Source organism: Mucilaginibacter auburnensis, from assembly GCF_002797815.1.
GTDB classification, from domain to species: Bacteria; Bacteroidota; Bacteroidia; order Sphingobacteriales; family Sphingobacteriaceae; genus Mucilaginibacter; species Mucilaginibacter auburnensis.
The window spans coordinates 982777-1008325 of the sequence record NZ_PGFJ01000002.1; the positions used below are offsets into that span (position 1 = coordinate 982777).

Annotated in this window: 26 protein-coding genes; 15 read left to right on the forward strand and 11 right to left on the reverse strand. The window is 42.6% G+C overall.

Annotated features, from left to right (window positions below; translation table 11 throughout):
- Positions 1-6: 6 nt before the first annotated feature.
- Positions 7-1287, reverse strand: coding sequence for an MFS transporter (locus tag CLV57_RS15050; RefSeq protein ID WP_100342206.1), 1281 nt, complete (start codon positions 1285-1287; stop codon positions 7-9).
- Between the two features lie 93 nt (positions 1288-1380).
- Between CLV57_RS15050 and CLV57_RS15055 the strand changes: the two genes are divergently transcribed.
- Positions 1381-1785 carry a hypothetical protein gene (locus tag CLV57_RS15055; protein ID WP_100342207.1) on the forward strand — a complete coding sequence of 135 codons (405 nt, stop codon included), beginning with the start codon at positions 1381-1383 and terminating at the stop codon, positions 1783-1785.
- Positions 1786-2060: 275 nt separating this feature from the next.
- A complete protein-coding gene (locus CLV57_RS15060) occupies positions 2061-2246 on the forward strand; it encodes a hypothetical protein (protein ID WP_100342208.1) in 186 nt (61 codons plus the stop codon).
- Positions 2247-2316: 70 nt separating this feature from the next.
- Here CLV57_RS15060 and CLV57_RS15065 read toward each other — a convergent pair whose 3' ends face one another.
- Complete coding sequence (locus tag CLV57_RS15065) at positions 2317-2790, reverse strand: c-type cytochrome (protein WP_169927090.1); 474 nt, start codon at positions 2788-2790, stop codon at positions 2317-2319.
- Positions 2791-3007: 217 nt separating this feature from the next.
- Here CLV57_RS15065 and CLV57_RS15070 point away from each other — a divergent pair, with 217 nt between their 5' ends.
- The 3 genes from CLV57_RS15070 to CLV57_RS15080 are packed head-to-tail and all read left to right on the forward strand — an operon-like array spanning position 3008 to position 6742.
- On the forward strand, positions 3008-3364 hold the full coding sequence (locus tag CLV57_RS15070; RefSeq protein WP_100342210.1) for a BlaI/MecI/CopY family transcriptional regulator: 357 nt from the start codon (positions 3008-3010) through the stop codon (positions 3362-3364).
- A 12-nt stretch (positions 3365-3376) separates the two neighbouring features.
- Positions 3377-4945 carry a M56 family metallopeptidase gene (locus CLV57_RS15075; RefSeq protein ID WP_100342211.1) on the forward strand — a complete coding sequence of 523 codons (1569 nt, stop codon included), beginning with the start codon at positions 3377-3379 and terminating at the stop codon, positions 4943-4945.
- Between the two features lie 30 nt (positions 4946-4975).
- Complete coding sequence (locus tag CLV57_RS15080; RefSeq protein WP_100342212.1) at positions 4976-6742, forward strand: M56 family metallopeptidase; 1767 nt, start codon at positions 4976-4978, stop codon at positions 6740-6742.
- A 149-nt stretch (positions 6743-6891) separates the two neighbouring features.
- On the opposite strand, the gene CLV57_RS15085 is transcribed toward CLV57_RS15080, so the two are convergent.
- Together CLV57_RS15085 and CLV57_RS15090 are read right to left on the reverse strand one after the other, a co-directional pair.
- A complete protein-coding gene (locus CLV57_RS15085) occupies positions 6892-7653 on the reverse strand; it encodes an SDR family NAD(P)-dependent oxidoreductase (RefSeq protein WP_100342213.1) in 762 nt (253 codons plus the stop codon).
- A gap of 95 nt (positions 7654-7748) precedes the next feature.
- A complete protein-coding gene (locus tag CLV57_RS15090) occupies positions 7749-8657 on the reverse strand; it encodes a helix-turn-helix domain-containing protein (RefSeq protein ID WP_100342214.1) in 909 nt (302 codons plus the stop codon).
- A gap of 134 nt (positions 8658-8791) precedes the next feature.
- Between CLV57_RS15090 and CLV57_RS15095 the strand changes: the two genes are divergently transcribed.
- The 3 genes from CLV57_RS15095 (at position 8792) to CLV57_RS15105 (ending at position 12099) form a co-directional block, all read left to right on the forward strand.
- Complete coding sequence (locus CLV57_RS15095) at positions 8792-10336, forward strand: CotH kinase family protein (protein ID WP_169927091.1); 1545 nt, start codon at positions 8792-8794, stop codon at positions 10334-10336.
- A 111-nt stretch (positions 10337-10447) separates the two neighbouring features.
- Positions 10448-10948, forward strand: a complete 501-nt coding sequence (locus CLV57_RS15100; protein WP_100342216.1) for a DUF892 family protein — start codon at positions 10448-10450, stop codon at positions 10946-10948.
- A 104-nt stretch (positions 10949-11052) separates the two neighbouring features.
- Positions 11053-12099, forward strand: coding sequence for an NAD(P)-dependent alcohol dehydrogenase (locus CLV57_RS15105; protein WP_100342217.1), 1047 nt, complete (start codon positions 11053-11055; stop codon positions 12097-12099).
- Between the two features lie 45 nt (positions 12100-12144).
- Here CLV57_RS15105 and CLV57_RS15110 read toward each other — a convergent pair whose 3' ends face one another.
- The 4 genes from CLV57_RS15110 to CLV57_RS15125 all read right to left on the reverse strand — a co-directional run bounded on the left by CLV57_RS15110 (position 12145) and on the right by CLV57_RS15125 (position 16062).
- Positions 12145-13674 carry an ATP-binding protein gene (locus CLV57_RS15110; protein WP_100342218.1) on the reverse strand — a complete coding sequence of 510 codons (1530 nt, stop codon included), beginning with the start codon at positions 13672-13674 and terminating at the stop codon, positions 12145-12147.
- A 17-nt stretch (positions 13675-13691) separates the two neighbouring features.
- Entirely contained in the window at positions 13692-14828 is a 1137-nt protein-coding gene (locus tag CLV57_RS15115; RefSeq protein WP_100342219.1) for an FIST signal transduction protein, read from the reverse strand.
- A 182-nt stretch (positions 14829-15010) separates the two neighbouring features.
- Entirely contained in the window at positions 15011-15385 is a 375-nt protein-coding gene (locus CLV57_RS15120; protein WP_100342220.1) for a response regulator transcription factor, read from the reverse strand.
- Between the two features lie 98 nt (positions 15386-15483).
- Entirely contained in the window at positions 15484-16062 is a 579-nt protein-coding gene (locus CLV57_RS15125) for a thymidine kinase (protein ID WP_100342221.1), read from the reverse strand.
- 75 nt (positions 16063-16137) lie between these two features.
- On the opposite strand from CLV57_RS15125, the gene CLV57_RS15130 reads away from it, so the two are divergent.
- The 7 genes from CLV57_RS15130 to CLV57_RS15160 all read left to right on the forward strand — a co-directional run bounded on the left by CLV57_RS15130 (position 16138) and on the right by CLV57_RS15160 (position 22123).
- Positions 16138-17106 (forward strand): hypothetical protein, encoded by a 969-nt coding sequence (locus CLV57_RS15130; RefSeq protein WP_100342222.1) that lies wholly within the window; start codon positions 16138-16140, stop codon positions 17104-17106.
- Between the two features lie 199 nt (positions 17107-17305).
- Complete coding sequence (locus CLV57_RS15135; RefSeq protein ID WP_100342223.1) at positions 17306-17620, forward strand: FtsB family cell division protein; 315 nt, start codon at positions 17306-17308, stop codon at positions 17618-17620.
- A gap of 132 nt (positions 17621-17752) precedes the next feature.
- On the forward strand, positions 17753-18079 hold the full coding sequence (locus tag CLV57_RS15140) for a hypothetical protein (RefSeq protein ID WP_100342224.1): 327 nt from the start codon (positions 17753-17755) through the stop codon (positions 18077-18079).
- A 45-nt stretch (positions 18080-18124) separates the two neighbouring features.
- Complete coding sequence (locus CLV57_RS15145) at positions 18125-18811, forward strand: NUDIX hydrolase (RefSeq protein WP_100342225.1); 687 nt, start codon at positions 18125-18127, stop codon at positions 18809-18811.
- An 81-nt stretch (positions 18812-18892) separates the two neighbouring features.
- The gene (locus tag CLV57_RS15150; RefSeq protein ID WP_100342226.1) at positions 18893-19789 is read left to right on the forward strand and encodes an NUDIX domain-containing protein; all 897 of its coding nucleotides are present in this window, start codon (positions 18893-18895) and stop codon (positions 19787-19789) included.
- A 5-nt stretch (positions 19790-19794) separates the two neighbouring features.
- Complete coding sequence (locus CLV57_RS15155) at positions 19795-21210, forward strand: nicotinate phosphoribosyltransferase (RefSeq protein ID WP_100342227.1); 1416 nt, start codon at positions 19795-19797, stop codon at positions 21208-21210.
- A gap of 4 nt (positions 21211-21214) precedes the next feature.
- Positions 21215-22123 carry a ribose-phosphate diphosphokinase gene (locus CLV57_RS15160; protein ID WP_100342228.1) on the forward strand — a complete coding sequence of 303 codons (909 nt, stop codon included), beginning with the start codon at positions 21215-21217 and terminating at the stop codon, positions 22121-22123.
- 537 nt (positions 22124-22660) lie between these two features.
- Here CLV57_RS15160 and lnt read toward each other — a convergent pair.
- The 3 genes from lnt to rsmI are packed head-to-tail and all read right to left on the reverse strand — an operon-like array spanning position 22661 to position 25520.
- Entirely contained in the window at positions 22661-24295 is a 1635-nt protein-coding gene (gene lnt, locus CLV57_RS15165; protein ID WP_100342229.1) for an apolipoprotein N-acyltransferase, read from the reverse strand.
- Entirely contained in the window at positions 24292-24828 is a 537-nt protein-coding gene (locus tag CLV57_RS15170; protein ID WP_100342230.1) for a DUF1572 family protein, read from the reverse strand. The genes lnt and CLV57_RS15170 overlap by 4 nt, the downstream gene beginning before the upstream one ends.
- Positions 24829-24839: 11 nt before the next feature.
- Positions 24840-25520 (reverse strand): 16S rRNA (cytidine(1402)-2'-O)-methyltransferase, encoded by a 681-nt coding sequence (rsmI, locus tag CLV57_RS15175; RefSeq protein WP_100342231.1) that lies wholly within the window; start codon positions 25518-25520, stop codon positions 24840-24842.
- Positions 25521-25549 lie beyond the last annotated feature (29 nt).

The following is a 25549-nucleotide window of genomic DNA, read 5'->3' on the forward strand; positions in this document are numbered from 1 at the left end:
TAGTGCTTACTCTATCTTCGAATACTTCTTCGTATCCTTCATTAATGCATAAATAACCAGCGACACCAGAATACAGCCGGTTACATACCAGTAAAACAATTGTTCGTGACCGCCCTTTTTAAAAGATAAGGCTACCTGCTCGGCCGTACCGCCAAATATAGAAACTGCTATGCCATATGGAAAGCCTACACCCAATGCACGTATGTTGGCCGGAAAAAGTTCAGCTTTTACCACTGCGTTAATAGAGGTATAACCGCTAACAATGATTAAGGCCGCCATAATGAGCGCGAATGCCTCCCAAAAGTTATTAGTGTGGCTAAGTGCTGTCAATATAGGCACTGTTGCCAATGCGCCAAATATGCCAAAGCCAATTAATAAAGGCTTGCGCCCTACCTTATCAGACAGTAAACCAAACAGCGGCTGCAGCAACATAAAAATAGCCAGCGTAAGCGTAGATATAAGTGTTGCATCGCCATTGCTAAAGCCCGAACTGATAACCAGGAACTTTTGCATGTAAGTAGTGAAAGTATAGAAAGCCAGGGTGCCGCCCATGGTTAAACCAATAACAGTCAAAACTGCTTTTGGGTGTGCCGCCAATGCTTTTAAAGTACCACGCTTTGCCTTGTCTTGTTCATCAGCCGGTATTTGGACCGACTCCTGCAAACTGCGGCGTAAATACATTACGCTGATGGCCAGCACCGCACCAATGGCAAACGGTATGCGCCAACCCCAGCTGTACAATTGTTGTTCGGTTAAAAACGTACGTTGTAGTAATACCAATATACCAAGCGCCAGCAACTGCCCCATAATAAGTGTTACATACTGAAACGATGAATAAAAACCCCGGCGCTTGTGCGTTGCCATTTCGCTGAGGTAAGTTGCGCTTGTGCCGTACTCACCCCCAACACTCAGGCCCTGTATAACGCGGGCCAATACCAGCAACACCGGCGCGGCAACGCCAATAGTATCATACGCCGGAATAAGCGCAATAAAAAGTGAGCCAATGCTCATCATTAAAACTGATGCTGTTAAGGCCGCTTTTCGTCCTTTTTTATCAGCGTAAGTGCCCATTACCCAACCGCCTATGGGGCGCATTAAAAAGCCGAGCGCAAAAACACCTGCACTTTTTAACAGCTCAGCTGTTTTATCATCCGAAGGAAAAAAAGCGCCCGAAAAGTACAAGGCAAAGGCCGAATACACATACCAATCATACCACTCCACGAGGTTACCTAATGACCCACCTATTATTGAACGGACGCGTTGAGCGGTGCTGAGCGTTTGAGACATTTAGTGTAAACAATTATTAATGAAGTAAATATGTAGAAAATAAATTTGCGCCTATGAAAATAGTGCTAACTTAGTAGTACTAAATCCATCAAAATGCAAGGTATCACATTCTCCCTTATCAATACCAAAATTTTCAATATTGTTCTGTGTGTAATTTTACCATTGGTGGTATTGGCTTGCTTGTCCGCGTATACCTCAACATTAAACAAATTTGATGCTAAATGGCTTTTAAGTGCAGATTTTTTGAAAATGATTGTTGTGCTGATGTGTTATGCCATACCGCTTACTTACTTTTTGAGTAAAGTTTATGAGTTAACAGCCGGCAGCGAAGATAGCGGATCTTCGGTTTTTGCTTTTATTGCAGCCTGCGTGTTAATACTGCCTTTAGCTTTTATTGCCCTGGTAATGTTTGCCAAATTAAGCTTTGTTATACCAATATTATTAACACTTGCAATCGCCTTTCTGTATTATCGCTCGTTAAAGCTTGTGGCTTGTTAGTGATAGTATCTGTTTAGTTGCCTAATCTGATTCAGCAATCCACCCCTACCTATTTGATTCACGCTGTCCCTCATGAATACAGAGGACAAACACCGCTACGTATTGTAGGTGAATTTTGATGTAACAAAAAAGTTATTTTAAAATATCTCCTAAAAAAAACGATATTACATCTCCTTACTAAAGTAAGCCTAAAAAAAACCAATTTATTAAAACAATTGCTTCAACTAACTCGTATTAGTTGTATACAATTACAACTTGCAAGAATGTTTGGTAAGATGAACAGACCTAATTTAACATTTAAAACAAAGGCAGATACGCAGAGCTTTGTGGTATTGGCTTTGATTTTATTTGTGTTATTTGTAAAATGCTATATGGTAGTTACCGGTTATACTTTAAATAACACAGCTAAAAATCGCCAGCATAACGATACCAGAATAGCGGTTATTAAAAACAACATGTAATTATACCTGAATTATATACAAACAAAAAAAGCTCAGCGGTTTCGCGGAGCTTTTTTTGTTTGTAAGTGTGTTATCCTTGTCTTGGAGCACCAGCTGGCGGAGCGCCTGCCGGAGCGCCACCTGCAGGGGGAGCACCTTGTGGACGTGCGCCAGGAGCGCCTCCCGGCGGCGGACCAAAGCCCTGGCGTTTTGGTATTGTTAACTCCAGTTTTGCTTTACCATTATGGCACGTGTTACAATTAACGCTGGTTAACTTAACCATACCCAACGAATCTTTGTCGCCGGCTTTAAAATATTTTTTGTTGATGCTCACCATCATTTTGTACATATGGCGGGCCATTTCTTTTTCAGGTTTTGCATCGCTGGCGTAATCCCACTTATTCGCAGCATTGTCGCGCACGTGGCAAAAGTTACAACGTACGCCTAAGGATGCAGACCAATCATCCATGATGTGATCAACCTGGCGGAATGTTAGTTTTTTTGGCAACACCTTCAAGTTAGTTACCGGGGGATCAGCTGGACGCTGAGGTTGTTGAAGAGTCATAGACGCTAACACAACTACTGCTAACAGTAGGGCGCTTATAACTGTGATCTTTTTGTTAAGGTGCATATTGTCATAATTAAGTCATTAAAAGTAATTATCCACTTTCAATGTTACAACAGTTATTAAAAAATTATTAAAAAAGTTACAAATGTTAAAAAATGTAAAAAGATTTGGATTATTACGAATTGTTCGTAGATTTACGAAACAATCGTAAAATATGGAGAAGTTAACACAACAGGAAGAGGAAGCAATGCAGGCCATATGGCAATGTGAAAGCGGATTTATAAAAGATTTTTTAGACAAAATTGCCGAACCCAAACCACCTTATACCACCCTTGCTTCCACAGTAAAAAACCTGGAACGTAAAGGTTTTGTAGCTGCCGAAAAATTGGGTAATTCATACTGCTACAAAGCCGCAATAAAAGAGGAAGAATACAAAAAGCGTTTTATGAATGGTTTTGTAAGCAACTATTTTGAAAACTCCTATAAAGACCTTGTTACGTTTTTTGCCAAAGAGAAGAAGATAAGCGCGAATGAACTAAAGGAAATAATCAACCTGATTGAAAAATCATAAACCATTATAACCATGCCTGAATTATTTTCCATCCTCATAAAAATAAATATAGCCCTTGTGCTGTTTTGCGGAGGGTACTATATGGTATTGCGTAAGCTTACCTTTTACACACTAAACAGGGTGTATTTGGTTGCTGCCATTTTACTCTCAAGTATTTACCCATTTATTGATCTCTCAGGTTTTGCACAACAACATCAGCAAATAGTTGAGCCGGTACAGGAGATAGTTATTTACTGGGAGGCGCCTATTAACCACATTGCCCAACAAAGCAGCTACTGGAACTGGTTAACAATTGCTTTCTGGATAGGCGCGGCCCTATTTGCCGGGCGATTGATGTTGCAAATGCTGTCGTTATACAGCATATACAGCCGCTCAAAAAGCGCAGAAATAAACGGACAAAAAGTGCGCGTGGTAAATGGTGATATCAGTCCGTTCTCGTTTTGGCAAAGCATTTACCTTAATCCTGAAAACTTGAGTGATGCAGATGTGAAAAACATACTGGAGCATGAGCAGATACACGTAAAAGAATGGCACACGTTAGATATTTTACTGTCAGAGATCAGCTTGATATTTTACTGGTTCAATCCGGGTGTGTGGATGATGAAGAAAGCCGTGCGAGAGAACATAGAGTTTATTACCGACCGTAAAATATTACAAAAAGGCACCGATAGTAAAGCTTATCAGTACAGCCTACTTAACGTAACCTTTAACCAACCGGCACCTGCCATTACCAGCAACTTCAATTTTTCAACCCTGAAAAAGAGAATTATAATGATGAATGCCGAAAGATCTTCTAACCTAAACCTTACCCGTTACGCGCTATTGGTACCGGTGGTAATTGTATGCCTGCTTACACTTACCCTGGCCAAAGCTCAAACACTTAAAATTGATAAAGTATTTAAACAAATAGCTGTAGCTGTTGAAGAAATTGGCCCGGTTAGCTTTAACGCAGATACAGTACCTGTTAAAAAGAAACCGGCAACGACCGTGGATAAAACAACTCCAAGGGAAAAAACATTGGTTGTTGAACAAACTCCGCAACCGCTATTATCTACTACTAATGCTGCAAGCAACAGTATTGTTGCACGAGGTCTTGCCGGCGATGATTCGCTTATGATCATTGTTAATAATAAACTAACTAACAATATCAATTCTATCAACCCCAATAATATCAGGTCAGTAACAGTTATAAAGTCTGATATTGATGGGTATATTAATAAAATAACTGGGCTTAGCTTTAAATCCAATAGTAGTATTAAAGGGTTAATTCATGTAATTACTCAAGATGCGCCTGATATTCCGCAGTACCCCAACTCGGAGCTCAGCAACGAGCTAAAAAGTAAGGGGTATGTTGAAATCCGCCGGGATTCTACAACTTTTTTTGGAAGGCGTGTTGTTGAAGGAAAGGAACCGTTGATAGTTATTAATGGAACACAAATAACTGACCTTGAAAAATTTCAGAACATGGATCAGAATGACATTCAAAGTGTAACCGTACTAAAGGGAGAATCGGGCACAAAGCTATACGGTGACAAAGCCAAAAATGGCGTTATAGTCATAATCACAAAAAACGCTAAGTAATACTATCAAAAACCTCAAAACAAACTTGTTATGCCTGATTTATTTGCATTTCTGCTAAAAGTAAACATAGCGCTGATACTGTTTTGCGCAGGGTACTACCTGGTATTACGTAAGCTTACTTTCTACACGCTAAACAGGGTATACCTGGTTAGTGCTATCATCCTGTCCAGCGTGTATCCTTTCATTGACCTGTCGGGGTTTGCACAAAAACACCAGCAGATAGTTGAACCGGTTCAAAACGTAGTGATAGTATGGAAAGCACCTGCCGAAAATTTTGTTAAACAGGCGGCCTACTGGAACTGGCTGGAAGCCTTGTTCTGGACCGTAGCTATCATTCTGGCTATGCGCCTGATGAGTCAGCTATTTTCATTATATGCTATTTACCGCCGATCAGATGAGCGCGAGATCAACGGCCAGAAAGTTCGTGTGGTGAGTGGCGATATTAGTCCCTTTTCGTTCTGGCAAAGCATTTTTGTTAACCCCGATAAACTAAGCCCTGATGACCTGCAAAATGTGATAGAGCACGAACAGGTACACGTAAAAGAATGGCACACGCTGGATATTTTACTGTCGGAGATCAGCGTGATCTTCTACTGGTTCAACCCCGGTGTATGGATGATGAAACGGGCCGTGCGCGAAAACATTGAATTTATAACTGATCGAAAAATAATACAGCGTGGCGTTGATAGCAGAGCCTATCAATACAGCCTGCTTAACGTAAGCTTTAACCAGCATGCACCTGCCGCGCTTACCAGCAATTTTAATTTTTCAACCTTAAAAAAGAGAATCAAAATGATGAATGCTCAAAGATCTTCAAAACTTAACCTTACCCGCTATGCCGTTTTGGTGCCAATGGTAACGGTTTGCCTGCTGGCTTTCAGCCTGTCAAAAGCCGAAGTAGTTAAAAACAACGCTGTTGTAAAAACCATAAAGGCCGCTACTGTAACAACTTTAGACAAGTTGAGCGATGCTATTACCTTACCTGCGGATACAACACCTAAGCCTAAAAAGATAACCAGAACCTTCACCGTTGTTACTGATGACGATGGTAAAGGAAACAGAACTGTAAATATTACAACTGAAGGCAATGCACGCACTTATAACATTGTAACAGACACCGGCAAAAATACACTCATTTCTGGCAGAGGTGTTTCCACTATCTTATCTGGGTTAAACAGGTTTAATAGTGTTAATATAGACAGTATAAAAACCATTATGATCAATGGCAAAAAAGCTACTCCCGAAGAAGCGGCTAAACTTTTAAAAGATTTGCCACAACCCGGCGTGCAAAGTCTGACAGGGATTGTTGTTAACGGCAAACCATTAAACACTACTACTTACACTTTCGACGGATCCCGTAACTTCTCAATGAACGGTAATGACATCGTTATTGCAAGAAGGCAAAATTTTCTTGCAGGCACTTATAAGACGATAGACAGCGCAGTAAAAGTGAATGGCTTTTGGGTTGCCAGAGATAAAGATTCATTAGAAAGAACTACTAACTTAAAAAGATTGGGCAATCTTTCCAACGCCAACGACGAAATTATAGTTAAAGGCTATGGCACCAGGTTATCTTCAGCATTTGGTGCTGAAGCGTCATCTGCAGGCAGCCCAACCAACTTTAAAGGCAAACTGATCGTCATTGACGGGAAAGTAGCGACAGAAACAGAGTTAAAAAAAGTATCGGTAATGGACATTGAAGAAACCATTTCGCTACCTGCAAAAACCGCTGTAAAATATTATGGCGAAAAGGCTAAAAATGGTGCCGTAGTAATAACTACAATAAAAAAGAAGTAATTGCTGTAACCATGTTATAAGCACAACCGTCATACAACCACTTGGTTTAAGATCAATGACGATAAAAACACAGGTACAGTTTTAATTACTGACCCTAATTAAAACAAACAGCCCCGACTTTGCGGGGCTGTTTGTTTTGGCGATATTTATTATAAATTCATACCACCGGACACCTCTATGCGCTGACCGTTTAACCAACGACCTTCTTCGCTGCATAAAAAGGCTACTACACCACCAATATCATCGGGCACACCTGCGCGGCCTAAAGCGGTAATACTTGCTACACGTTTGTTTAACTCGGCATTGTCTCGCACCATACCGCCACCAAAGTCGGTTTCAATAGCACCCGGAGCAACCACATTAACAGCAATGCCGCGCGCGCCTAACTCAACTGCCATATAACGGCTAAGGGTTTCAATGCCTGCTTTTAATGCACCGTATGCAGAATAACCCGCCATACTAAAGCGTGCCAATCCGCTTGAAAGGTTAACAATACGTCCTCCATCATTTAATATAGGCAGTAGCTTTTGCGTTAAGAAGAATACCCCTTTAAAGTGAATATTCATCAGCGTATCAAAATTCTCTTCGCTAAACTCGGCAAAGGCCTGGTGTATGCCAACACCGGCATTGTTGATCAGGAAATCAAACTTATCTGTACCAAAATCATTTGTAAGGGTTTGTTTAAATTGCTCAACAAATGCATCAAATGATGCAATATCGCCGGTATTTAATTGGAGTATGGCTGCTTGTTGCCCCAAGGCAGTAATTTCTTGTGCTACAGCTAAAGCATCTTCCTTTTTGCTGTTGTAAGTAAGTACTACGTTAATGCCTTTTTTGGCCAGGCTAAGGGCCATGTTTTTACCCAAACCGCGGCTACCGCCGGTTACCAGGGCTATTTTATTTACACTCATTGTTTGTTGTTAGATTTAATACTGTAAAGGTAACCAGGTAATTGCCGCGGGTGTTTGCAAAAAACCAATCAAAATTTGCGAAAATCAAACATGGCCTAAACCCTGAAAGCCTGTGGAGCTACGTTTGCCTGTTTCCTGAAAAAGTTAGAAAAATGCGCCACTTCTTCAAATCCTAAACTATAGGCTATTTCTGATATACTCCAGTCGGTCAACTTAAGCAGTATTTTGGCTTCCTGCATAATGCGGGCGGTTATAATGGCGGTAGTAGTTTTGCCTGTACGCTCTTTCAAAACCTTATTTAAATGGTTAACATGTACGGCCAGCCTGTCGGCATAATCTTTAGCGGTGCGCAGGTTAAGCCGTTGCCGTGGCGATTCAATAGGGAACTGCCGCTCCAGCAACTCTATAAATAATGATGACACCCGGGTTGCAGCATTACGGGAAGGAGAAAGTACTTCAACAGGCTGTAGTTTTTGCCCGTAGTGAATAAGCTCTAAAACATAATTGCGCAGCAGATCATACTTATAAACATAGTCTGATGCTATTTCCTTATACATCTTCCTGAAAATAAAGGATATCTCCTCTGCTTCCTCATCGCCCATCTGAAAAACAGGATAGCCTCCCGGCTTGAAAATTGGCAGTTCATCTAACACCACTCCGCTTTTGGGTTGTATCAAAAATTCGTCGGTAAAAATGCAAAAGTATCCGTCTTGCTGCTCATCCTGCGGGAGCCAGTGGTAAGGTATACGTGGCGTGGCAAATAGCAGGGCATTCTTTTCAATATTGATTACCTTATCGGCATATTCGGCTTTGTTTCGACCTCTTACCAGGCTTATTTTATAATAGGCACGGCGGTTATAGGGCATGGCACCCGGCTTTTTCTTTTGGGCGGCCATCACATCTGCTATTTTAAAAACATTGAAATGCCCTATTTCTTTGTTAATACCTTCAGGTAAAATGCCGGCTGTTTCGCGGTAAAAGTCTTCAATTGATGTTAGTTCCATACCGTTGCAAAAATCAAATATAATATAAAGCTTTTTTGCACACATCTTAACAACAGTGATTTATTGAGGAATTTGACTATCTTTTCTAAATAGCTCTTAATAAAAAGTTATATTTGCAACTATTGATAATGATGATGAGAAGAACGTTATTACTGCTTTTTGTAATAGCTACAGGGTTGTGGGCTTGCAAAAAAACCAACTACGGTGGCGATAATACCCTCCCAACTGTTGATAGCGCCGGCCTTACCTCTTTCAAAATTGAAGCCAAAAACAACAGCGGCAAAATTACTGCCGATGTAAACTGCACCATAACAGGCGACTCTATAATTGCTGTTGTACCGCAACTGACCCGCAACAAAAAGTGGGTAATAACCTTCGAAACCAAGAAAAGCGGCACCATCGTAAAAGCGAATGATACTTTACAGGTTAGCGGCAATACATCGCCTGATTTTTCGCAACCTGTTACCTATAAGCTTACTTCAGCAAGTGGTTTAACCCAAACTTACAAGGTGAAGATCAAGGCATTTACCGGCCTACCCATACTTTACATTACTACCGACGCACCTGTTGTATCAAAAGACGCCTATGTAAACGGTGTTTTAAATGTTGACGCTAATGCCGAGTACGACCAGCCTGCTAAAGGCATAGCCCTGCAAATGAAAGGCAGAGGTAACTCCACATGGTACCGTACAGATTTTTTAAAGAAACCCTATCGTTTAAAATTCAATAGCAAGGCGCCTTTATTAGGTATGCCAACGGCAAAAAATTGGGTGTTATTAGCCAACTACAGCGACAAAACTTTGATGCGTACCAAAATAGCATTTGAACTGGCCAGGCGCGTAAAATCTGACTATGCGCCGCAAAGCCGTTTTGTTGAAGTGGTTTTGAACGGCGATTTTATTGGCAACTATTTGCTTACCAGCCAGGTTGAGATAAACGAAAACAGGGTTAATCTTACCCCTTTGAGCGCCTCAAATATTACAGGTGGTTATTTATTTGAACTGGATGCTAAATTAGATGCCGATGCCTGGTTCCGTACCCCATTGAAGAATACACCATTGACCTTCAAGGACCCTGACGCTCCTACCCCGGCTCAACTTGCTTACTTAAAAGATTATGTAACTCAAACAGAAGCAGCGTTATTCTCTGCTGATTGGACAGATGCGGACAAAGGTTATGCTAAATATATTGATGCGGAATCGTTTATGCGCTGGTACTTTGTTAACGAAACTATTAAAAATCAGGATTCATGGGATTACAGCAGTATTTATTACTATAAAAATGCCAACAGCAAAATTGGCATGGGCCCGGTATGGGATTTTGACCTGAGCGGTGGTAATTGTGATTATTCTGTTGCTAAAGATTTTGATGGATGGTATACCCGCAACGGCACCTGGATGCTACAGTTAGCCAAAGACCCGGCATGGAACTTTAAATTTAGAGCCATGTGGACCAACGCCAGACAAAAAGAGATCAAGCAAATGTTTGATGATATTGATTACTACGGCAAGCAGCTCCAATTATCTGCCGCTCAAAACTACAAACGCTGGCCCACGCTTGACCAATATGTTTGGCCTAACGTGGTTTGGTTAGGCAGCTATGATAAAGAAGTTGCCTACTTTAAAAATTTTATGACACAACGTGTAGCCTGGATAGACGCCAACATAAACAGTTACTGATTTGTAGCCCCGAAAGGGGCTTTTTCATTAGCTGATAACTTCAACTTAGCCTGCAAATATTGTGCTTAAACAAAATACAACAGCTGCTGTTGTACTGCAACATTTGCATTCATGAGTAAGTTATCAAAAAACACGCTGCTTGAGTTTTTTTCGGGCCACCTTAACCGCATTCACTGTGGTAAACAACACCTTTTAGCCAGTTTACCCACTTTTGCCGCAGCGGCACAATTTAAAGATCTGAAACTGGCTATTTTAGAATTGCATGACGATGTGCGCAAGCAGGTTGACAGGATGAACGACATATACAACCTGCTTAACATACAACAAAGTGATGTAGGCTGTATAGGCATGACCACCCTGTTGCAGGAAATGTTTGATGGTATAGATGCCAACAATGGCGAGAAGCCGCTGAGCGATCTGTCGCTGGTGTTTTACCTTCAAAACATTGAAAGCATTGAGGCTACCTCTTTCCAAATGCTACGAGTAACCGCTAATGAGTTAGATAACCAAGCCGTGAGCCAGCTTTTAAAAGAAAGTTTTGATGAAGCTAAGGAAGACAGGCAGTTACTGATAAAAATAGGAAAGCAATTTTTAGGCTACCTCAAAAATTAGGCAAACCCATTGCCACCTTACCGGTTCGCTAACTAAATAATTATAACTACGGCCGGGCTTGTTTATGGCGTGTGTTCGCCACTTTTGTAAAAAACAGACTAACTATGACACTTGTAAAAGCTTACGCGGCCCCGGCCGCCGACCAACCCCTTGCCCCATATACTTTTGAGCGCCGCGAACCCGGAGCCGATGATGTGGAAATAAAGATATTGTATTGCGGCGTTTGCCATTCAGATATTCACACCGCCCGTAACGAATGGGGCGGCACGGTGTACCCTGCCGTTCCGGGGCATGAAATTGTGGGGACGGTAACACGCGTTGGTAATGATGTAAGCCGCTTCAAGGTTGGCCAAACGGTAGGCGTTGGCTGCTTTGTTGACTCGTGCATGCATTGCGCTAACTGCGAAAAAGATTTGGAACAATACTGCGAAAACGGCAACACGCAAACCTATAACGCCTTAAGTCAGGACAAAAAAACCATAACAAAAGGCGGTTATAGCAGCCATATTGTGGTGAAGGAACACTTTGTATTGTCTGTTTCAGATAAATTACCATTGGCTAACGTAGCGCCATTGCTATGCGCAGGCATTACCACTTATTCGCCCATGCGCCATTGGGGCGTTAAAGCCGGCCATAAAGTAGGCGTGGTAGGTTTAGGTGGCCTTGGCCACATGGCAGTTAAAATTGCCGCTTCTTTTGGCGCCGAAGTTACCATGCTAAGTCGATCAGAAAGTAAACGCAATGATGCAGCCGAATTAGGCGCCAAAAACTTTGTGTTGACCACTGATAAAGAGCAAATGAAAAGCGTAGCCCGCACCTTTGACTTCATTATTGACACCGTATCTGCCGAGCACGATTATAACGAGTACCTCAATCTGTTAACTACTGATGGCGTAATGATATTGGTGGGCGCGCCGCCTAAGCCGCTGCCTGTATCGGCATTTGCGCTGATAATGGAACGCCGCAGCCTGGTTGCCTCATTGGTAGGTGGCTTGAAAGAAACCCAGGAAATGCTGGACTACTGTGCTGAGCACAATATTACGTCAGACGTTGAGGTGATAAGCATTGACCAGATCAACGAGGCTTATGAACGTACCTTAGCGGCCGATGTAAAATACCGCTTTGTTATTGACATGAGTACGCTAAAATAACGCTGCTAATAAAGAAGAGCCGCATTAAATAATACGGCTCTTTTTTTATGCTTCAGCTTTTGAGTAATAAGCTATTTTGCGATACAACTCGTCTGGGTTAAATGGTTTACTTACATAATCATTCATACCCACCACAAAGGCTTTATCCTTAATATCCAGCATAGCCGATGCCGTTAAAGCTATGATAGGCAGCTTTTGGTATTTTTCATCCGGAAGTTCCCTGATAGAAGTAGTGGTTTGATAGCCATCCATTTCGGGCATTTGCAGGTCCATTAAAACCATATCATAATTACCGTTTTGCACCAGCATAAGGGCAATAGCTCCGTTCTCGGCAACATCGCACTCAACCTCCCAAAGTTTCATATACTGCTTCGCCAGTATTACGTTGATCTGGTTGTCCTCCGCAATTAATAACTTAACGCCTTTTAAACTTTTGGTTTCAATTTTTTCCTCGTTACGTTGGTGCGCGGCAAAATCCTTGTCGCTGTTTTTCATGTTAAGACTAAAATAAAATGTAGATCCTCTTCCTAATTCGCTCCTTACCTTGATCTGACTACCCATTAGTTCTAACAAGCGTTTAGTAATGGTTAAGCCCAGGCCGGTACCACCAAACTTACGTGTGGTAGCCGAACTGGCCTGTGTAAAGCTTTCAAATATATGGTCAATTTTTTCAGGCTCAATGCCAATACCTGTGTCGGTAACTTCAAAATCAATGGTGGTAAACTCATCATTCTTTTTAACTAATGATGCCGTGATAGTTACCTTACCTTCTTTAGTAAATTTAACAGCGTTACTGATCAAATTAGTTAAAATTTGCCCTATCCGTACCGGGTCGCCTTTAATGGCATTGGGTAGTTCCTGATCAACAAATAGTTTGATCTGAATGTCCTTTTCGCTGGCTTTTTGCAGCAAGGCCATTCTGATGTTGCTGATCAGGTCGCGTATACTAAAGTCGGCCTCTTCAAACTCAATTTTACCGGCTTCTATTTTGCTGAAGTCTAAAATATCATTGATCAAAACCAACAGATTCTCGGCCGAGAACTTGAGTAATTTGATATACTCCATCTGGTCTTCGCGCGGGTTAAGCTGCAATAGCAGGTGGGTAAAGCCAATAACCGCATTCATGGGCGTACGTATCTCGTGGCTCATGGTAGACAGGAACTGCGCTTTAGTCATGGCAGCTTTTTCGGCTATGTCTTTTGATTCGATCAGCTGCGCCTCCAGTTCCTTGGCTTTTTCTATTTGCTGCTGTAAAAACTTAATAATGGTTATCAGGTCGTCTTCCGCTTCACCCTGTTCAATATTTCCGGCATCGGGTGTAAGCGAACTGATGGCTTTTTTTATTTCTGAGATGGATTTTTGCTTGATCTCGTTCTCCTTCAACAAAAAACTGTTCACTTCCTGGTATTCACGTTCGCTGATGGTAAACGCATGCTCAGATAACTTTTTTGATTTTTCAAACGAGTAATAGGAATTGCTTACACTCTCCAGAAAACGCTGCATAGCTTCATCCTGCAAACATTGTTCGGGTATGAATTTTTTTATTTGTTTAGCTAAAATACTGTGGTATTCCATCCGGGGCCCTGTCTGTATTATACTTCGGTAAAAGTGGTAATTGTCATGGTTTGGTTATGCAGCTCGCATTTCACGCTCTCGTTAAACGGCGAGATCTCTCCGTAGCTATAAAAGCCGGTAATGGTTGCATTGCCACCTAAAATTTCTTTAGCCGCTTCAATTTCTTCATCGGTACGTTCCTGCAATATCAACTTACGGCCAACGCAGCTCACCAACAGCGCCAGATCAGGCTTGCTGTTGTTAATATCTTCAAACGCGCTTTCGGCGGCTTTTGATGATGCTTCAATTATTTTATCAAAATTGGCTTTCATCAGCCTCACCTTACTACCCTCGGGCAGGTTACCGGCAAAGGTCATTGACTTTTGTTCTTCATCAATGCTCAAAATGGTACGCACCAGGTTTTTCTCGTCGCCATTTACGCGTATAGATAATGGGAATAGTAAAGCCGAACCCGGCAGTTCATTTACATAATCGCCCAGGTATTTTTTATACAGATCAAGGGCGTTATCGCCATCAATCTCAAATAATATGTTTTTGTTTGATTTGGTAATGGTACGCTCCTGTCCAAACTCGTCCCAACCACCTACAGAACCATGGCCAACTTTAATGCTATCGCCATAAAAACCAATAGCAATAACATTACCTTGCGATGGCACCTCATTTATGCCGGTAAAAGTTTTTTCAAAACGGGCGGCATCTCCTGCCAAACCACCTGTAACGGGCACGTTATACTTATTGTGCTGGTTTAAACCGCTCACCAATTCGCTGCCATTAATAAAAGTACCATCAGAAATAATGAATACGCAGCTCAGACCTTCAGCAGCTAATTTGTCCATTAAAAATACACCTGTATCAAAGCTGTTGGCGTGGTGTTTAATGTTGGTTTTAACGCAACGGGTAGTAGTTTTTTCAAATTGGATGGCTGTGACAACGGCGCTATCGTCATAAACCATCTCATCCAATATCTCTCCGGCGGTTGAAGCAAAAACAATATCGGCTGTAGGATAAACAGACCGTAAATGATCATAAATTTCGGGCTTAACTATAACCTGCGAAGAGCCAAACACTAAAACCAGCTGACTTTCGGCCGCATTGAGTTCAGATGGCAGGTCTTTCCAAATACCGCCAACAAAGTGGTGTTGTTTTGTTTTCATTTAAATAAAAACAGTTTAAATTAGGGTTGTACGCATTAAAATTACAAATAATAATTATCGAAATTATAAGCGCTTAACAATACCCTGCTGCAATGCGCACCTACTTTTACGTAATAAATGTACAGATGGTTTCTTACTACAGTAAATTATGGAAAAGCTTAAACAAGTAAAGGCGTAGTTGATTACTCGCTGCCTACATGCTTTTTAACCAGCGCCAATAACTCGTCAAGATCAAAAGGTTTGCGCAGGTAGCCATCGGCCAGTCCTGCTTCGGCAATTTCTTTGATGTTGCTTACTGCCGATATAATGATAACGGGTATATGGCTGGTAGCAGTATTACTCTTCAGCTCCTTGCTTATTTGCTGTCCGTTGGCATCGCTTTTCCACTCAGTTAGCCAGTTGTCTAACAGTACCATATCGGGCGATATGGCATCAAACTGCTTAAGTATTTTAGAATCTTCAGAAGCGGTAACAACATAACCATCCTCCTCTAACGCATATTGGATAGATTCTCTGATATCTTTATCGTCCTCAATAACTAAAATTTTCTTTGCCATAGCAATTGATCTGAGCCTTAAATACGCGTTTGTTACAGGTTTAACGGTATTAATTGGATAACCAGCTATAGCCGAAAATTGTTTGCGCGTAAATAAAATTAAACCTTACTATTGTAGCAAACCCGGCAGCGGGGTTCATAACTTTCCTTCTCGCCCAGCAACACCTTCTCTTTGCCCGGCACCAACCGGTACGAGTAAAGCGCCGGGTTGCCGCATTTAACACACACCGCATGTACTTTGGTAACTGATTCGGCAATGGCCATTAGCGCAGGCATGGGGCCGAAAGGCCGCCCTTTAAAATCCATATCCAGTCCTGCTACCACCACTCTTATACCTTTATTGGCCAGCGACTGGCAAACTTCTGGCAGTTTGGCATCAAAAAACTGAGCTTCGTCAATACCTACCACCTGCGCATGGCCGGCCAACAGCAATATTTTTTCGGATTTATCAACCGGGGTAGATGCAGCGGCTACCGCGTTGTGCGATACCACATCGCTTTCATCATACCGTACGTCAAGTTTTGGCTTGAAAACCTTCACACTTAAACGGGCATAGCGGGCACGATTGATACGGCGGATAAGCTCTTCGGTTTTGCCCGAAAACATGGACCCGCATATCACCTCTATACCTCCCCCGGCCTCGTTCTTTCGGTTAAAAATTTCGTCGCTTAGCTGCATTCCAATGGTTTGTAGAGGCCTAATATCAGAATTTAATGCTTAATTTTGATAGCATTTTACCACAGAATACACGTTATGAGGCAACAGGAAGTATTTAATAAGATAGGAGTAATATTAAAAGAGCTGAATGATCAGTATAAATACCTTGAAGCTAACCCTGATGATATGAACAGCCTGGAGCTGGAGCTTTTTGTAGCCAACGCTCATTTTTTGGCAGATCATGCCGAGATCATCAAAAAACTTAACCTGCAAACTGCAACTGCCAAGCCTGCACTGCCTCCTCCGCCAAAGGAGACTCCTAAAACCGAAGAAAAGTTTTTTGAACCGGTGGTACGTCAGCCCGTAAAGCCTCAAAAACCAATTGTTATTGATGAGGAAGAAATACCGGTTATAAATTTTGAGATCACGCCAACCAGGGAAGAAGAACCAGTTGTTACGCCGCAGCCCGAAATAATAAGGCATGAGTTGGATGTTGAACCGATAGAAGATGTGGACGAAGAAGTTGTTGAGGAAATAGAAAATTGGGAAGAGGAAGATGTGGAAGAGCTAAAAACAGAGGACCAACCGGCAGCCGCACCGATTGTTGTGGCTGAAAAACCTTTTATACCTGAGTTAAAAGAGGAAGAGCCAATTGCGCCCGAGCCGGAAGTAATACCAGAGCCGCCTGCTGTTAAAGCGCCCGAGCCACCGGTTTATGTAGCGCCCGTTAAAACCGAACCTGTAAAAGAAAAAGAGGAGGTGCTGACCATCAATCAGCGCATGTCGGCCCAGTTGAATAAGGGTGGCGTTACCGACCAGCCTGCGGGACAGCCGGTAAGTGATCTGAAACACGCAATTAGTCTTAATGATAAACTGTTGTACATAAAAGACCTGTTTAACGGATATAACCTGGCTTACAGCGAAGCTATTGAAATATTGAACCGCTTAAGCTCGTTTGAAGATGCCGAGCGTTTTTTAAGCAAAAACTATGTAACCAAAAACAACTGGGAAACCAAACCCGATACGGTTGCCAAGTTTTACGCGGTGTTGAAAAGGCGGTATTAACTCACCCCCCGGCCCCCTCTCTGCTGAGCAAAGAGTGGGAGATTTAAACAGCTATCTTAAGCCCTCTTTCCGCCAAAGGCGAAGAGAGGGCAGACCAGCGTAGCGAGGTCGGGTGAGTAAACTGTTGATATGTGAGTAAACCCCTTATTGCAGCATTCAAAATTATTAAATAGCTTTATATCCAAATTAGCGCGGTACAATGAAACGTTTGATAGATCTTTTCAGAAATAAATTCTTCCTGGTAACAGTGGCTTTTGTAGTATGGATGACGTTTTTTGACAAAAATGATCTGCTATCGCAATACCAATACCACGAGCAGGTAAGCAAACTGGAACAGGAGCGCGATTTCTATAAAACCGAAACCGACAAAGTAAGCAAAGACCTGGAAGAGCTTACCTCCAATCCTCAGCAACTGGAAAAATTTGCCCGCGAAAAATACCTCATGCGTAAAGACAATGAGGATGTTTATGTAGTGGTAAAAGAGAAGGAAAAGGAGGAGGAGTCTGAACCATGATTTTGGGATTTGAGGATTGAAGAACCTTTACTTTTCGTTATAAATTAAAAGCAACGATATTGCCTAACATACTGTGTATTTAACTGTACTTACTGAAGCTTAGGCACTTCATTCCCAATGCAAACTTGAACCATGATAGTATTCACTAATGAGCATTTTACCTTTACCGGCAATTTGCATTCATGGGATGATATCAATACAATATTTGCGTATAAAGTAGATCTATTCACTTTTGATGAGATATGCATGGACATTTTCATGGCCAACGGTAATTACTTAAAAATTATTGAATCAACAGATGGGTGGCACGAATTTCTTAACAAACTAAACAGCAGACTGTCCATATCAGACGATTGGTATGATGCCGTTGTTAAACCTGCATTTACCACAAACCTTACCTTGGTCTATGATAAGGAAAAAAGAACACAAGAAGTTTGTGAAGTTTGTTGTTACAGTTAAAATCTTAGTCCAAACAAAATTCCTGCATATTAATACCTTTGCAATATGCCTGCGTTGCAAAATATAAAAGTGGCTGTTGATGCTGTAGTATTTGGATATACTTCAAAAGAAGGCTTATCTGTACTGCTCATTAAACGGAACATACAACCCTTTAAAAATACTTGGGCCCTTCCCGGTGGTTTGGTGGGAGACGATGAATCATTAGAAAATGCCGTGCAGCGTGAACTCAAAGAGGAAACCGGCGTTAACATTAACTACCTGGAGCAGTTGTACACCTTTGGGCAACCCGGGCGCGACCCGCGTAACCGAGCTATCTCCATCACTTATTACGGCTTGGTTAAACCAGACGTTTTTGAACTGCACGCCGATACAGATGCAAGCGATGTGGCCTGGTTCAATATAAAAAAACTACCACAATTAGCTTTTGATCACGCCGAAATTATTAGCGCAGCACACACTCGCCTAAAAAGCAAAATACTTTACCAACCTGTTGGTTTTGAGCTACTGGACCAGAAATTTCCCTTCTCTGAATTAGAAAAACTCTACATGGCCGTATTAGACAGACCTATTGACCGCCGTAACTTTAAAAAGAAGGTGATGAAGTTTGGCTTTTTAGAAGAAACCACGGAAAAACAGGCTTTGGAAGGTGCAGGGCGACCGGGTAACCTGTTCCGCTTCAATACCGAAAAGTACTACCAATTGCAAAAACAGGGTATCAACTTCGAGTTATAGCTCTTTCATCAAAAAAATAAAAAAATAATTTGCGTATTAAAAACGCATATTTATATTTGCGTATAATTAACACAAATTAAAATGAAAACAGCAGTTATCATAGCCCGCTTCCAAACACCGTATCTGCACAATGGTCACAAACAATTAATTGATACGGTTAAGCAGCGCCATGCAAAGCTCATCATACTGTTAGGTGTGAGCCCGATAGTTGGCAGCCGTAAAAACCCTTACGACTATTACACTCGCGAGAAGATGATCAAAAAAGATTACCCTGAAGTAATTGTATTGCCGGTAAGCGATCATCCGAGCGACAAAACATGGTCGGAAAGTATTGATAATCTGCTTAAAAGTGTTTTCCCGGCGGAGCAATTCTGTTTGTTTGGCAGTCGCGATAGCTTTATTCCTTATTATGAAGGGCGTTTTGAAACCATAGAACTGCCTGAACATGGCGACTACAACGCTACCGAACTGCGAAAACAGTACGCCGATAAGGTTTTTGATTCAAACGACTTTCGCGCCGGTATACTTTACGCTTATTACAACCAATACACTAAGGTATACCCTACCGTTGATATAGCGGTTTTCAGAAATAACAAAACAGAAATTCTGTTAGGCAAAAAATCAACTAATAACAAATGGCGCTTTATAGGTGGCTTTTCTGATCCGGAAGATGAGTGTTATGAAGATGCTGCCAAACGTGAACTCGCTGAAGAATGCGGACCAATGGAAACCGGTGCCATGACGTATGAAACCTCACGTAAAATAAATGACTGGCGCTATCGTAACGAGGCCGACAAGATCATTACCCTGCTATTTAGCTGCGATTTTATAAGTGGCAGTCCCGCAGCACAGGACGACATTATTGATCTGAACTGGTTTGCTTTAGCTGATATCCCACAGATGATCGAGAATGAAACCATCAGCGATGAGCATATAGAATTATTCAATTTTATCCTTAACAAATACCTAAACAAATAAATATCATGAAACGCGAAAACTTAGTTTTGTTGGCCGATGCCTATAAATATGCTCACCATAAATTTTACTACCCCCGTACCATGCAAATATACAGCTACCTGGAAAGCCGTGGCGGTATGTTTGATGAGACCATATTTTTCGGTCTGCAATATTTTTTAAGAGCATACCTGGAAGGCCCTGCTTTTACACAACTGGATATTGATGAGGCCGAAGAGTTTTTGAAGCAGGTATTTGGCCGCGACGATGTTTTTGACCCGGCAAAATTTCAATATATTTTAGATAAGCATAAAGGCCGTTTGCCCATACGCATTAAAGCGGTTGCCGAAGGTACAGCTGTACCTACGGGCAATGTGTTAATGACCATTGAAAACACCGACCCGGAATGTTACTGGCTTACCAATTTTTTAGAAACCCTGTTGATGCAGGTTTGGTACCCTTGTACGGTAGCAACGCTAAGCAATCAAATAAAAAAAATAGTTAAGCAGTTTTATACCGAAACAGCTACCGAGGGTGCGGAAGCCGGAATTGACTTTGTATTGAATGACTTTGGCTTTAGAGGCGTAAGCAGTGTTGAAAGCGCTAAACTGGGCGGTGCGGCCCATTTGCTCAACTTTGCAGGCAGCGATAACCTGGCCGGCAGTGGCATGGCCATTAATTATTACAACGCCCAAAAAGTTTATGGCTTGAGCATTCCGGCTACCGAACATAGTATTTGTACGCTACTGGGCCGCGAAGGCGAACTGGAAGTTTTTAAGCACGTGCTACGTACGTTTCCAACCGGCACCATCGCCTGCGTATCTGACAGTTTTAACATTTTTAAAGCTTGCGAAGAATATTGGGGCGAAGAACTACGCGATGAGATACTAAAGCGGGATGGTACCTTAGTTATTCGTCCGGATAGCGGCGACCCGATCATGACCTTGCTGGAGGTCTTTAACATACTGTTTAAAAAATTCGGCTTTACTACTAATGCTAAGGGGTACAAAGTATTGCCTAAGCAGGTAAGAGTAATACAGGGCGATGGCGTTAATTATAACGAGATCATTAACCTGTATAACGCACTAAAAGCTAACGGCATCAGCGCCGAAAATCTGGTATTGGGCATGGGCGGCGCGCTACTGCAAAAGGTAGACAGGGACACGCAAAAATTTGCCTTGAAATGCAGCGCCGCGGTGATTAACGGAAAGGAAGTTGCCGTAGAGAAAAATCCTACCGAAATGGACGCACAAGGCAACATAACCCCCAGTTTTAAAAAGAGCAAGGCCGGCCGCTTAAAACTGATAAAAGTGAACGGTCAGTTTAAAACGGTGAACCAAGATGCCGAGACTGATTTTGCTGACCAATTGATAACCGTTTTTGAGAACGGAGAATTGCTCAACACTATTACCTTTGAACAGGCCAAAGCCAACGCCAACAAATAATAACATGAAGAAGATATTATTCGCCATTAAAGAATACGAATACTTAGCCGAAAAATTAATGGCCTGCGGTGATTTTAAGAAAGGTAAGTTAGAGGTAAGCACCTTTACAGATGGTGAACGCTACCAGCGAATAATCACCCCGATTGAAGACCGTGATGTTGTGGTATTGGGCGGCACAGTAAACGATAGCGCCACGCTTGAACTTTTTGATCTGGCATCATCGCTGGTGAGTTATGGGGTTAAATCGCTCACACTGGTTATTCCTTACTTTGGCTATTCAACCATGGAACGCGCTGTATTAAGCGGCGAAATTGTAACTGCTAAAACCCGTGCACGATTGCTTTCGGCCATCCCGAGGTCGAACCGCGGTAACAAGGTACTGTTGTTTGATCTTCATTCTGAAGGTATACAATATTATTTTGAGCATGATCTGTACCCTGTGCATGTGTACTGTAAAGACATTATTTTAAAGGCAGCACGCGAATTTGGATGCGACAACTTTGTTATGGCCAGCACAGATGCAGGCAGGGCCAAGTGGGTAGAATCATTAGCCAATGATCTGGGTGTTAACGCGGCCTTTATACTCAAGCGTCGACTTAAAGGCGACCATACGGAGGTAAGCGCTATTAACGCTGATGTGGATGGCAAAACAGTAATTATTTATGACGATATGATACGCTCGGGCGGAAGCATTATTAATGCGGCTAAAACCTACAAGGATGCAGGAGCGGGAGATATTTACGTTATAACCACGCATGGCCTGTTTGTAAACGACGGCTTAAACAAATTGAAAAACTGCGGATTTATTAAAAAATTGATCTGTACAGATTCGCATGTTAACACACAGAATATAACAGATGATTTTGTGGAGGTTAGAAGTTTGGCGGAGTTGATCTGTGGGGTGTTGAGGTAATCTGCTTTGAGGATATATGCCTGTCGACTCACCCCCTGCCCCTCTTTACGCAGTAGAGAGGGGGGATTTTTAAACAGCAATCCTAAGCCAACTTTCCGCCGAAGGCGAAGAGAGGGCAGACCAGCGTAGCGAGATCGGGTAAGTACCTTGCAAAGCGACTCACCCCTTGCCCCTCTCTGCTGCGTAAAGAGGAGGGATTTTTTTAAACAGCTTCCTAAGCCCTCTTTCCGCCGAAGGCGAAGAGAGGGCAGACCAGCGTAGCGAGGTCGGGTGAGTAATTTGAAAAGCGACGGTAGCACTGTGCGAGATCTTTAGGCATCAATAAAAATCCAATAATCCCCTAAATCATAAAAATTTTAATTCAGACACACTTAGTGTACCCAACCCTGTCCCATCTGGTGGACCAAAAAACCTATAACGTCAACTTAATTTCGGAAATAGTTGTCCCAAAATGGTCAGTAGAAGTTTCAAGTATATGAAAATAAGATCAATACAAAACAACACAATTCGCATTCACGCATACGCATGTGGGACAACTTAGTGTTCCAATGTACTGACAGGCTTACGCTTGAATCGCATTTTAACCGCTACAAACAAAATCCCCAATATGGCTAAAAAGCTACCGGTTTTAGGCAGGTAATCGCCGTGCTCAACGTAAAAGGTAATATCGCTATTGAGGTTAATATTCTGCTTCAAAGCTGCACGCACCCACCATTTGCTTTGCTGCACAATATCGCCCCGCTGATTAATAAAAGCAGATATACCGGTATTGGCAGAGCGCGCTACCCATCTACGGGTTTCTATAGCGCGCAGCTTGGCATAGTCAAGGTGCTGATCTTTGCCGGAGGTATTCTCCCACCAGCCGTCGTTAGTTATAATGGCAATGAACTGGGCACCTTTTTTAACCGCGCCGCCTACCCACTCACCCCAGATAGACTCGTAGCAAATAACGGGGGCCGCGCCTATTCCACTTTGCGAGTACAACACGCCCGGCTCCTCCTGCCCTGCATAGCTGCCCACCGCACCACCCAGGTGCTCAAACACAGGCGTTAAAAATGAGAGTGCCTTACCAAAAGGTAGTTCCTCCGCACCCGGCACCAGCTTTGACTTATGGTAGAACTGCACCTGTGCCGAATTTTCTATATTAACAGCCGCGTTGTATCTATCATAAAACTGACCGCTGCCCGGCACAGGACTGGCTGTATTGGTTTTACGGTCGTTGAATATTTTGCTGGTTTCGGCACCGGTTAAAAGGTTGCCGTTAGGATAACGTTTTAAAAACTGCTGGGCCTGCCAAAAAAACTGGTCAGTGCGGATACGGTCCTCATCGATCACCTTGGGCAGAGCAGTTTCGGGCCATATAAAGAACTCAGTATTCACCTGCCCTACAGAGTCTGACAGGTGCGTTAAGATCTGGAACTGCTCATATGCCGGGATAAAGCCGCTTTTGCCGTATGGGTCAATATTAGGCTGTACTACCACCACATTGGAGGGGTCGGGCTGTTCTTTATACGTGTTATAAGTATACAGCGAGAAGCTCAATGGCAACACCAACATTAGTACCAATGCCGTAACAAGCTTTAACCGTGTTGGCTTTGCCTGCGCTTCGGATAGGCCGATGTACAGCAGGAAGACGAGTATGTTCACTGCCCAGATCCAAATGGTACCACCGTATACGCCGGTATACTCATACCACTGCACCCACTGGTGCGCAACGGCGAAGCCGTTGCCTAAGGTCATCCAAGGGAAAGCGAGGTCCCAGGTTTGGTGCAGGTACTCGTAAGCTATCCAGAAACACACCAAGGCTATCAGTCCCTTGCTTCTGTTGGTTATTAGCCGGAACCTGTAATACAACCAAAACGCCGATGCCATCAGCAACGGACCAAGCGCATAAGGTATTAAAGAAATAGGCACTGCCACCACTTCTCCAACTAACTTAAGTGAATTGTACACCCAGTAAATGCTCAGCGTGTTCCAAACAAAAAAACCTAAAAAAACAGTCTCAAATATTTTGGCGCCCTTGCGTGTATAGTTTGATTTGATGATGTTTTCTACCGCCATCAACATGGGCACCAAGCCAAAAAACAAAAAGAAAGTGGTATAGTGCATAGGCGGCCAGGCCAGCCACAACATTAACCCCGAAAATATAGCTAAAAGGATGTTCTTCTTCATTTAGAATTGTTAGTACGATACTTGTCAGCCATTTGCTGGTAAAACTGTTTTGATTGTCCCTTCGGAACGGTTAATGATTTCCAGTGTTCAGCACGCATCTTGCCTATCAGCACTATTTGCCCGATGTGGTAAGGCACATGCGCCAACTGACGGTTGATGGCATCAACAACTTTATGCGGCTCATGCCTTATGTAAACGGTTTTACCCCAATCATCCGGAGTTAGCGCTTTTAATGCAGATAACAGGCAGTTCCAACCCTCGTTCCATTTTTGCAGAAACTCTTTGCGGTTGCTTATATTTTGCTCAAACTCACCATCTCTATCGCGCCAGGGCTTGTCGCCATCCGTAGTTAAAAAGTCGGTCCAGCGGGATAGCATATTGCCGTGCAGGTGTTGAACAATTATAGCTATGCTGTTGCTTTCCTCATTATATTGCCAAAACAGGTCTTCATCGCGCAGTTGCTCAAAAGTGCGCTCGGCAACACCTTTGTGGTATTCAAACTGCTTGATCGCGCTTTTTAAATAATCTTCCATAAAATTGTGCTTTATTGTTTACCTGCAACACAGATCACAAACTCACCTTTAACCGGATGGGTTTCGTAATAAGTTTTTACCTCGGCTACGGTACCGCGTACAGTTTCTTCAAACATTTTGGTTAGCTCGCGCGATACGGACAGTTGTCTGTCTGTACCAAAATAAGTAGCCATTTCGTCCAGTGTTTTTAACAAACGGTGCGGCGACTCGTAAAGTATAATAGTGCGCTCCTCTTCGGCTAAAAATTTGTAGCGGGTTTGGCGACCTTTTTTAAGCGGTAAAAATCCCTCAAAACAAAACTTATCAGTAGGAAAGCCGGAATTAACCAGCGCCGGAACAAAAGCGGTAGCGCCCGGCAGGCACTCCACGGCTATATTAAACTTCAAAGCCTCACGCACCAGGTAAAAACCCGGATCGGAAATAGCGGGCGTGCCTGCATCAGATATTAAAGCTATGTTTTTCCCTTGCAGCAAAAACTTAACTATCTCATTACTCGACTGGTGTTCATTATGCTGATGATGCGCAAATACCTTTTGCTGTATATCAAAGTGCTTCAACAGTGGTGCCGATGTACGCGTATCTTCAGCTAATATCAGATCAGCTTCTTTCAATATCCGGATAGCCCTGAAGGTGATATCCTCCAGATTACCGATGGGTGTAGGAACGAGGTATAGTTTGCCTGTTGGGTTCATAGCTTAGCGTCGATAGTCTATGGACGATA

Coding starts and splice junctions, on each gene's coding strand:
- lnt (WP_100342229.1), bottom strand. CDS start 24,295: ATGAAGAAGAACATCCTTTTAGCTATATTTTCGGGGTTAATGTTGTGG.
- CLV57_RS15160 (WP_100342228.1), top strand. CDS start 21,215: ATGAAGAAGATATTATTCGCCATTAAAGAATACGAATACTTAGCCGAA.
- CLV57_RS15050 (WP_100342206.1), bottom strand. CDS start 1,287: ATGTCTCAAACGCTCAGCACCGCTCAACGCGTCCGTTCAATAATAGGT.
- CLV57_RS15155 (WP_100342227.1), top strand. CDS start 19,795: ATGAAACGCGAAAACTTAGTTTTGTTGGCCGATGCCTATAAATATGCT.
- CLV57_RS15120 (WP_100342220.1), bottom strand. CDS start 15,385: ATGGCAAAGAAAATTTTAGTTATTGAGGACGATAAAGATATCAGAGAA.
- CLV57_RS15080 (WP_100342212.1), top strand. CDS start 4,976: ATGCCTGATTTATTTGCATTTCTGCTAAAAGTAAACATAGCGCTGATA.
- CLV57_RS15150 (WP_100342226.1), top strand. CDS start 18,893: ATGAAAACAGCAGTTATCATAGCCCGCTTCCAAACACCGTATCTGCAC.
- CLV57_RS15170 (WP_100342230.1), bottom strand. CDS start 24,828: ATGGAAGATTATTTAAAAAGCGCGATCAAGCAGTTTGAATACCACAAA.
- CLV57_RS15110 (WP_100342218.1), bottom strand. CDS start 13,674: ATGGAATACCACAGTATTTTAGCTAAACAAATAAAAAAATTCATACCC.
- rsmI (WP_100342231.1), bottom strand. CDS start 25,520: ATGAACCCAACAGGCAAACTATACCTCGTTCCTACACCCATCGGTAAT.
- CLV57_RS15070 (WP_100342210.1), top strand. CDS start 3,008: ATGGAGAAGTTAACACAACAGGAAGAGGAAGCAATGCAGGCCATATGG.
- CLV57_RS15090 (WP_100342214.1), bottom strand. CDS start 8,657: ATGGAACTAACATCAATTGAAGACTTTTACCGCGAAACAGCCGGCATT.
- CLV57_RS15115 (WP_100342219.1), bottom strand. CDS start 14,828: ATGAAAACAAAACAACACCACTTTGTTGGCGGTATTTGGAAAGACCTG.
- CLV57_RS15055 (WP_100342207.1), top strand. CDS start 1,381: ATGCAAGGTATCACATTCTCCCTTATCAATACCAAAATTTTCAATATT.
- CLV57_RS15130 (WP_100342222.1), top strand. CDS start 16,138: ATGAGGCAACAGGAAGTATTTAATAAGATAGGAGTAATATTAAAAGAG.
- CLV57_RS15095 (WP_169927091.1), top strand. CDS start 8,792: ATGAGAAGAACGTTATTACTGCTTTTTGTAATAGCTACAGGGTTGTGG.
- CLV57_RS15100 (WP_100342216.1), top strand. CDS start 10,448: ATGAGTAAGTTATCAAAAAACACGCTGCTTGAGTTTTTTTCGGGCCAC.
- CLV57_RS15060 (WP_100342208.1), top strand. CDS start 2,061: ATGAACAGACCTAATTTAACATTTAAAACAAAGGCAGATACGCAGAGC.
- CLV57_RS15135 (WP_100342223.1), top strand. CDS start 17,306: ATGAAACGTTTGATAGATCTTTTCAGAAATAAATTCTTCCTGGTAACA.
- CLV57_RS15140 (WP_100342224.1), top strand. CDS start 17,753: ATGATAGTATTCACTAATGAGCATTTTACCTTTACCGGCAATTTGCAT.
- CLV57_RS15145 (WP_100342225.1), top strand. CDS start 18,125: ATGCCTGCGTTGCAAAATATAAAAGTGGCTGTTGATGCTGTAGTATTT.
- CLV57_RS15075 (WP_100342211.1), top strand. CDS start 3,377: ATGCCTGAATTATTTTCCATCCTCATAAAAATAAATATAGCCCTTGTG.
- CLV57_RS15065 (WP_169927090.1), bottom strand. CDS start 2,790: ATGACTCTTCAACAACCTCAGCGTCCAGCTGATCCCCCGGTAACTAAC.
- CLV57_RS15105 (WP_100342217.1), top strand. CDS start 11,053: ATGACACTTGTAAAAGCTTACGCGGCCCCGGCCGCCGACCAACCCCTT.
- CLV57_RS15085 (WP_100342213.1), bottom strand. CDS start 7,653: ATGAGTGTAAATAAAATAGCCCTGGTAACCGGCGGTAGCCGCGGTTTG.
- CLV57_RS15125 (WP_100342221.1), bottom strand. CDS start 16,062: ATGCAGCTAAGCGACGAAATTTTTAACCGAAAGAACGAGGCCGGGGGA.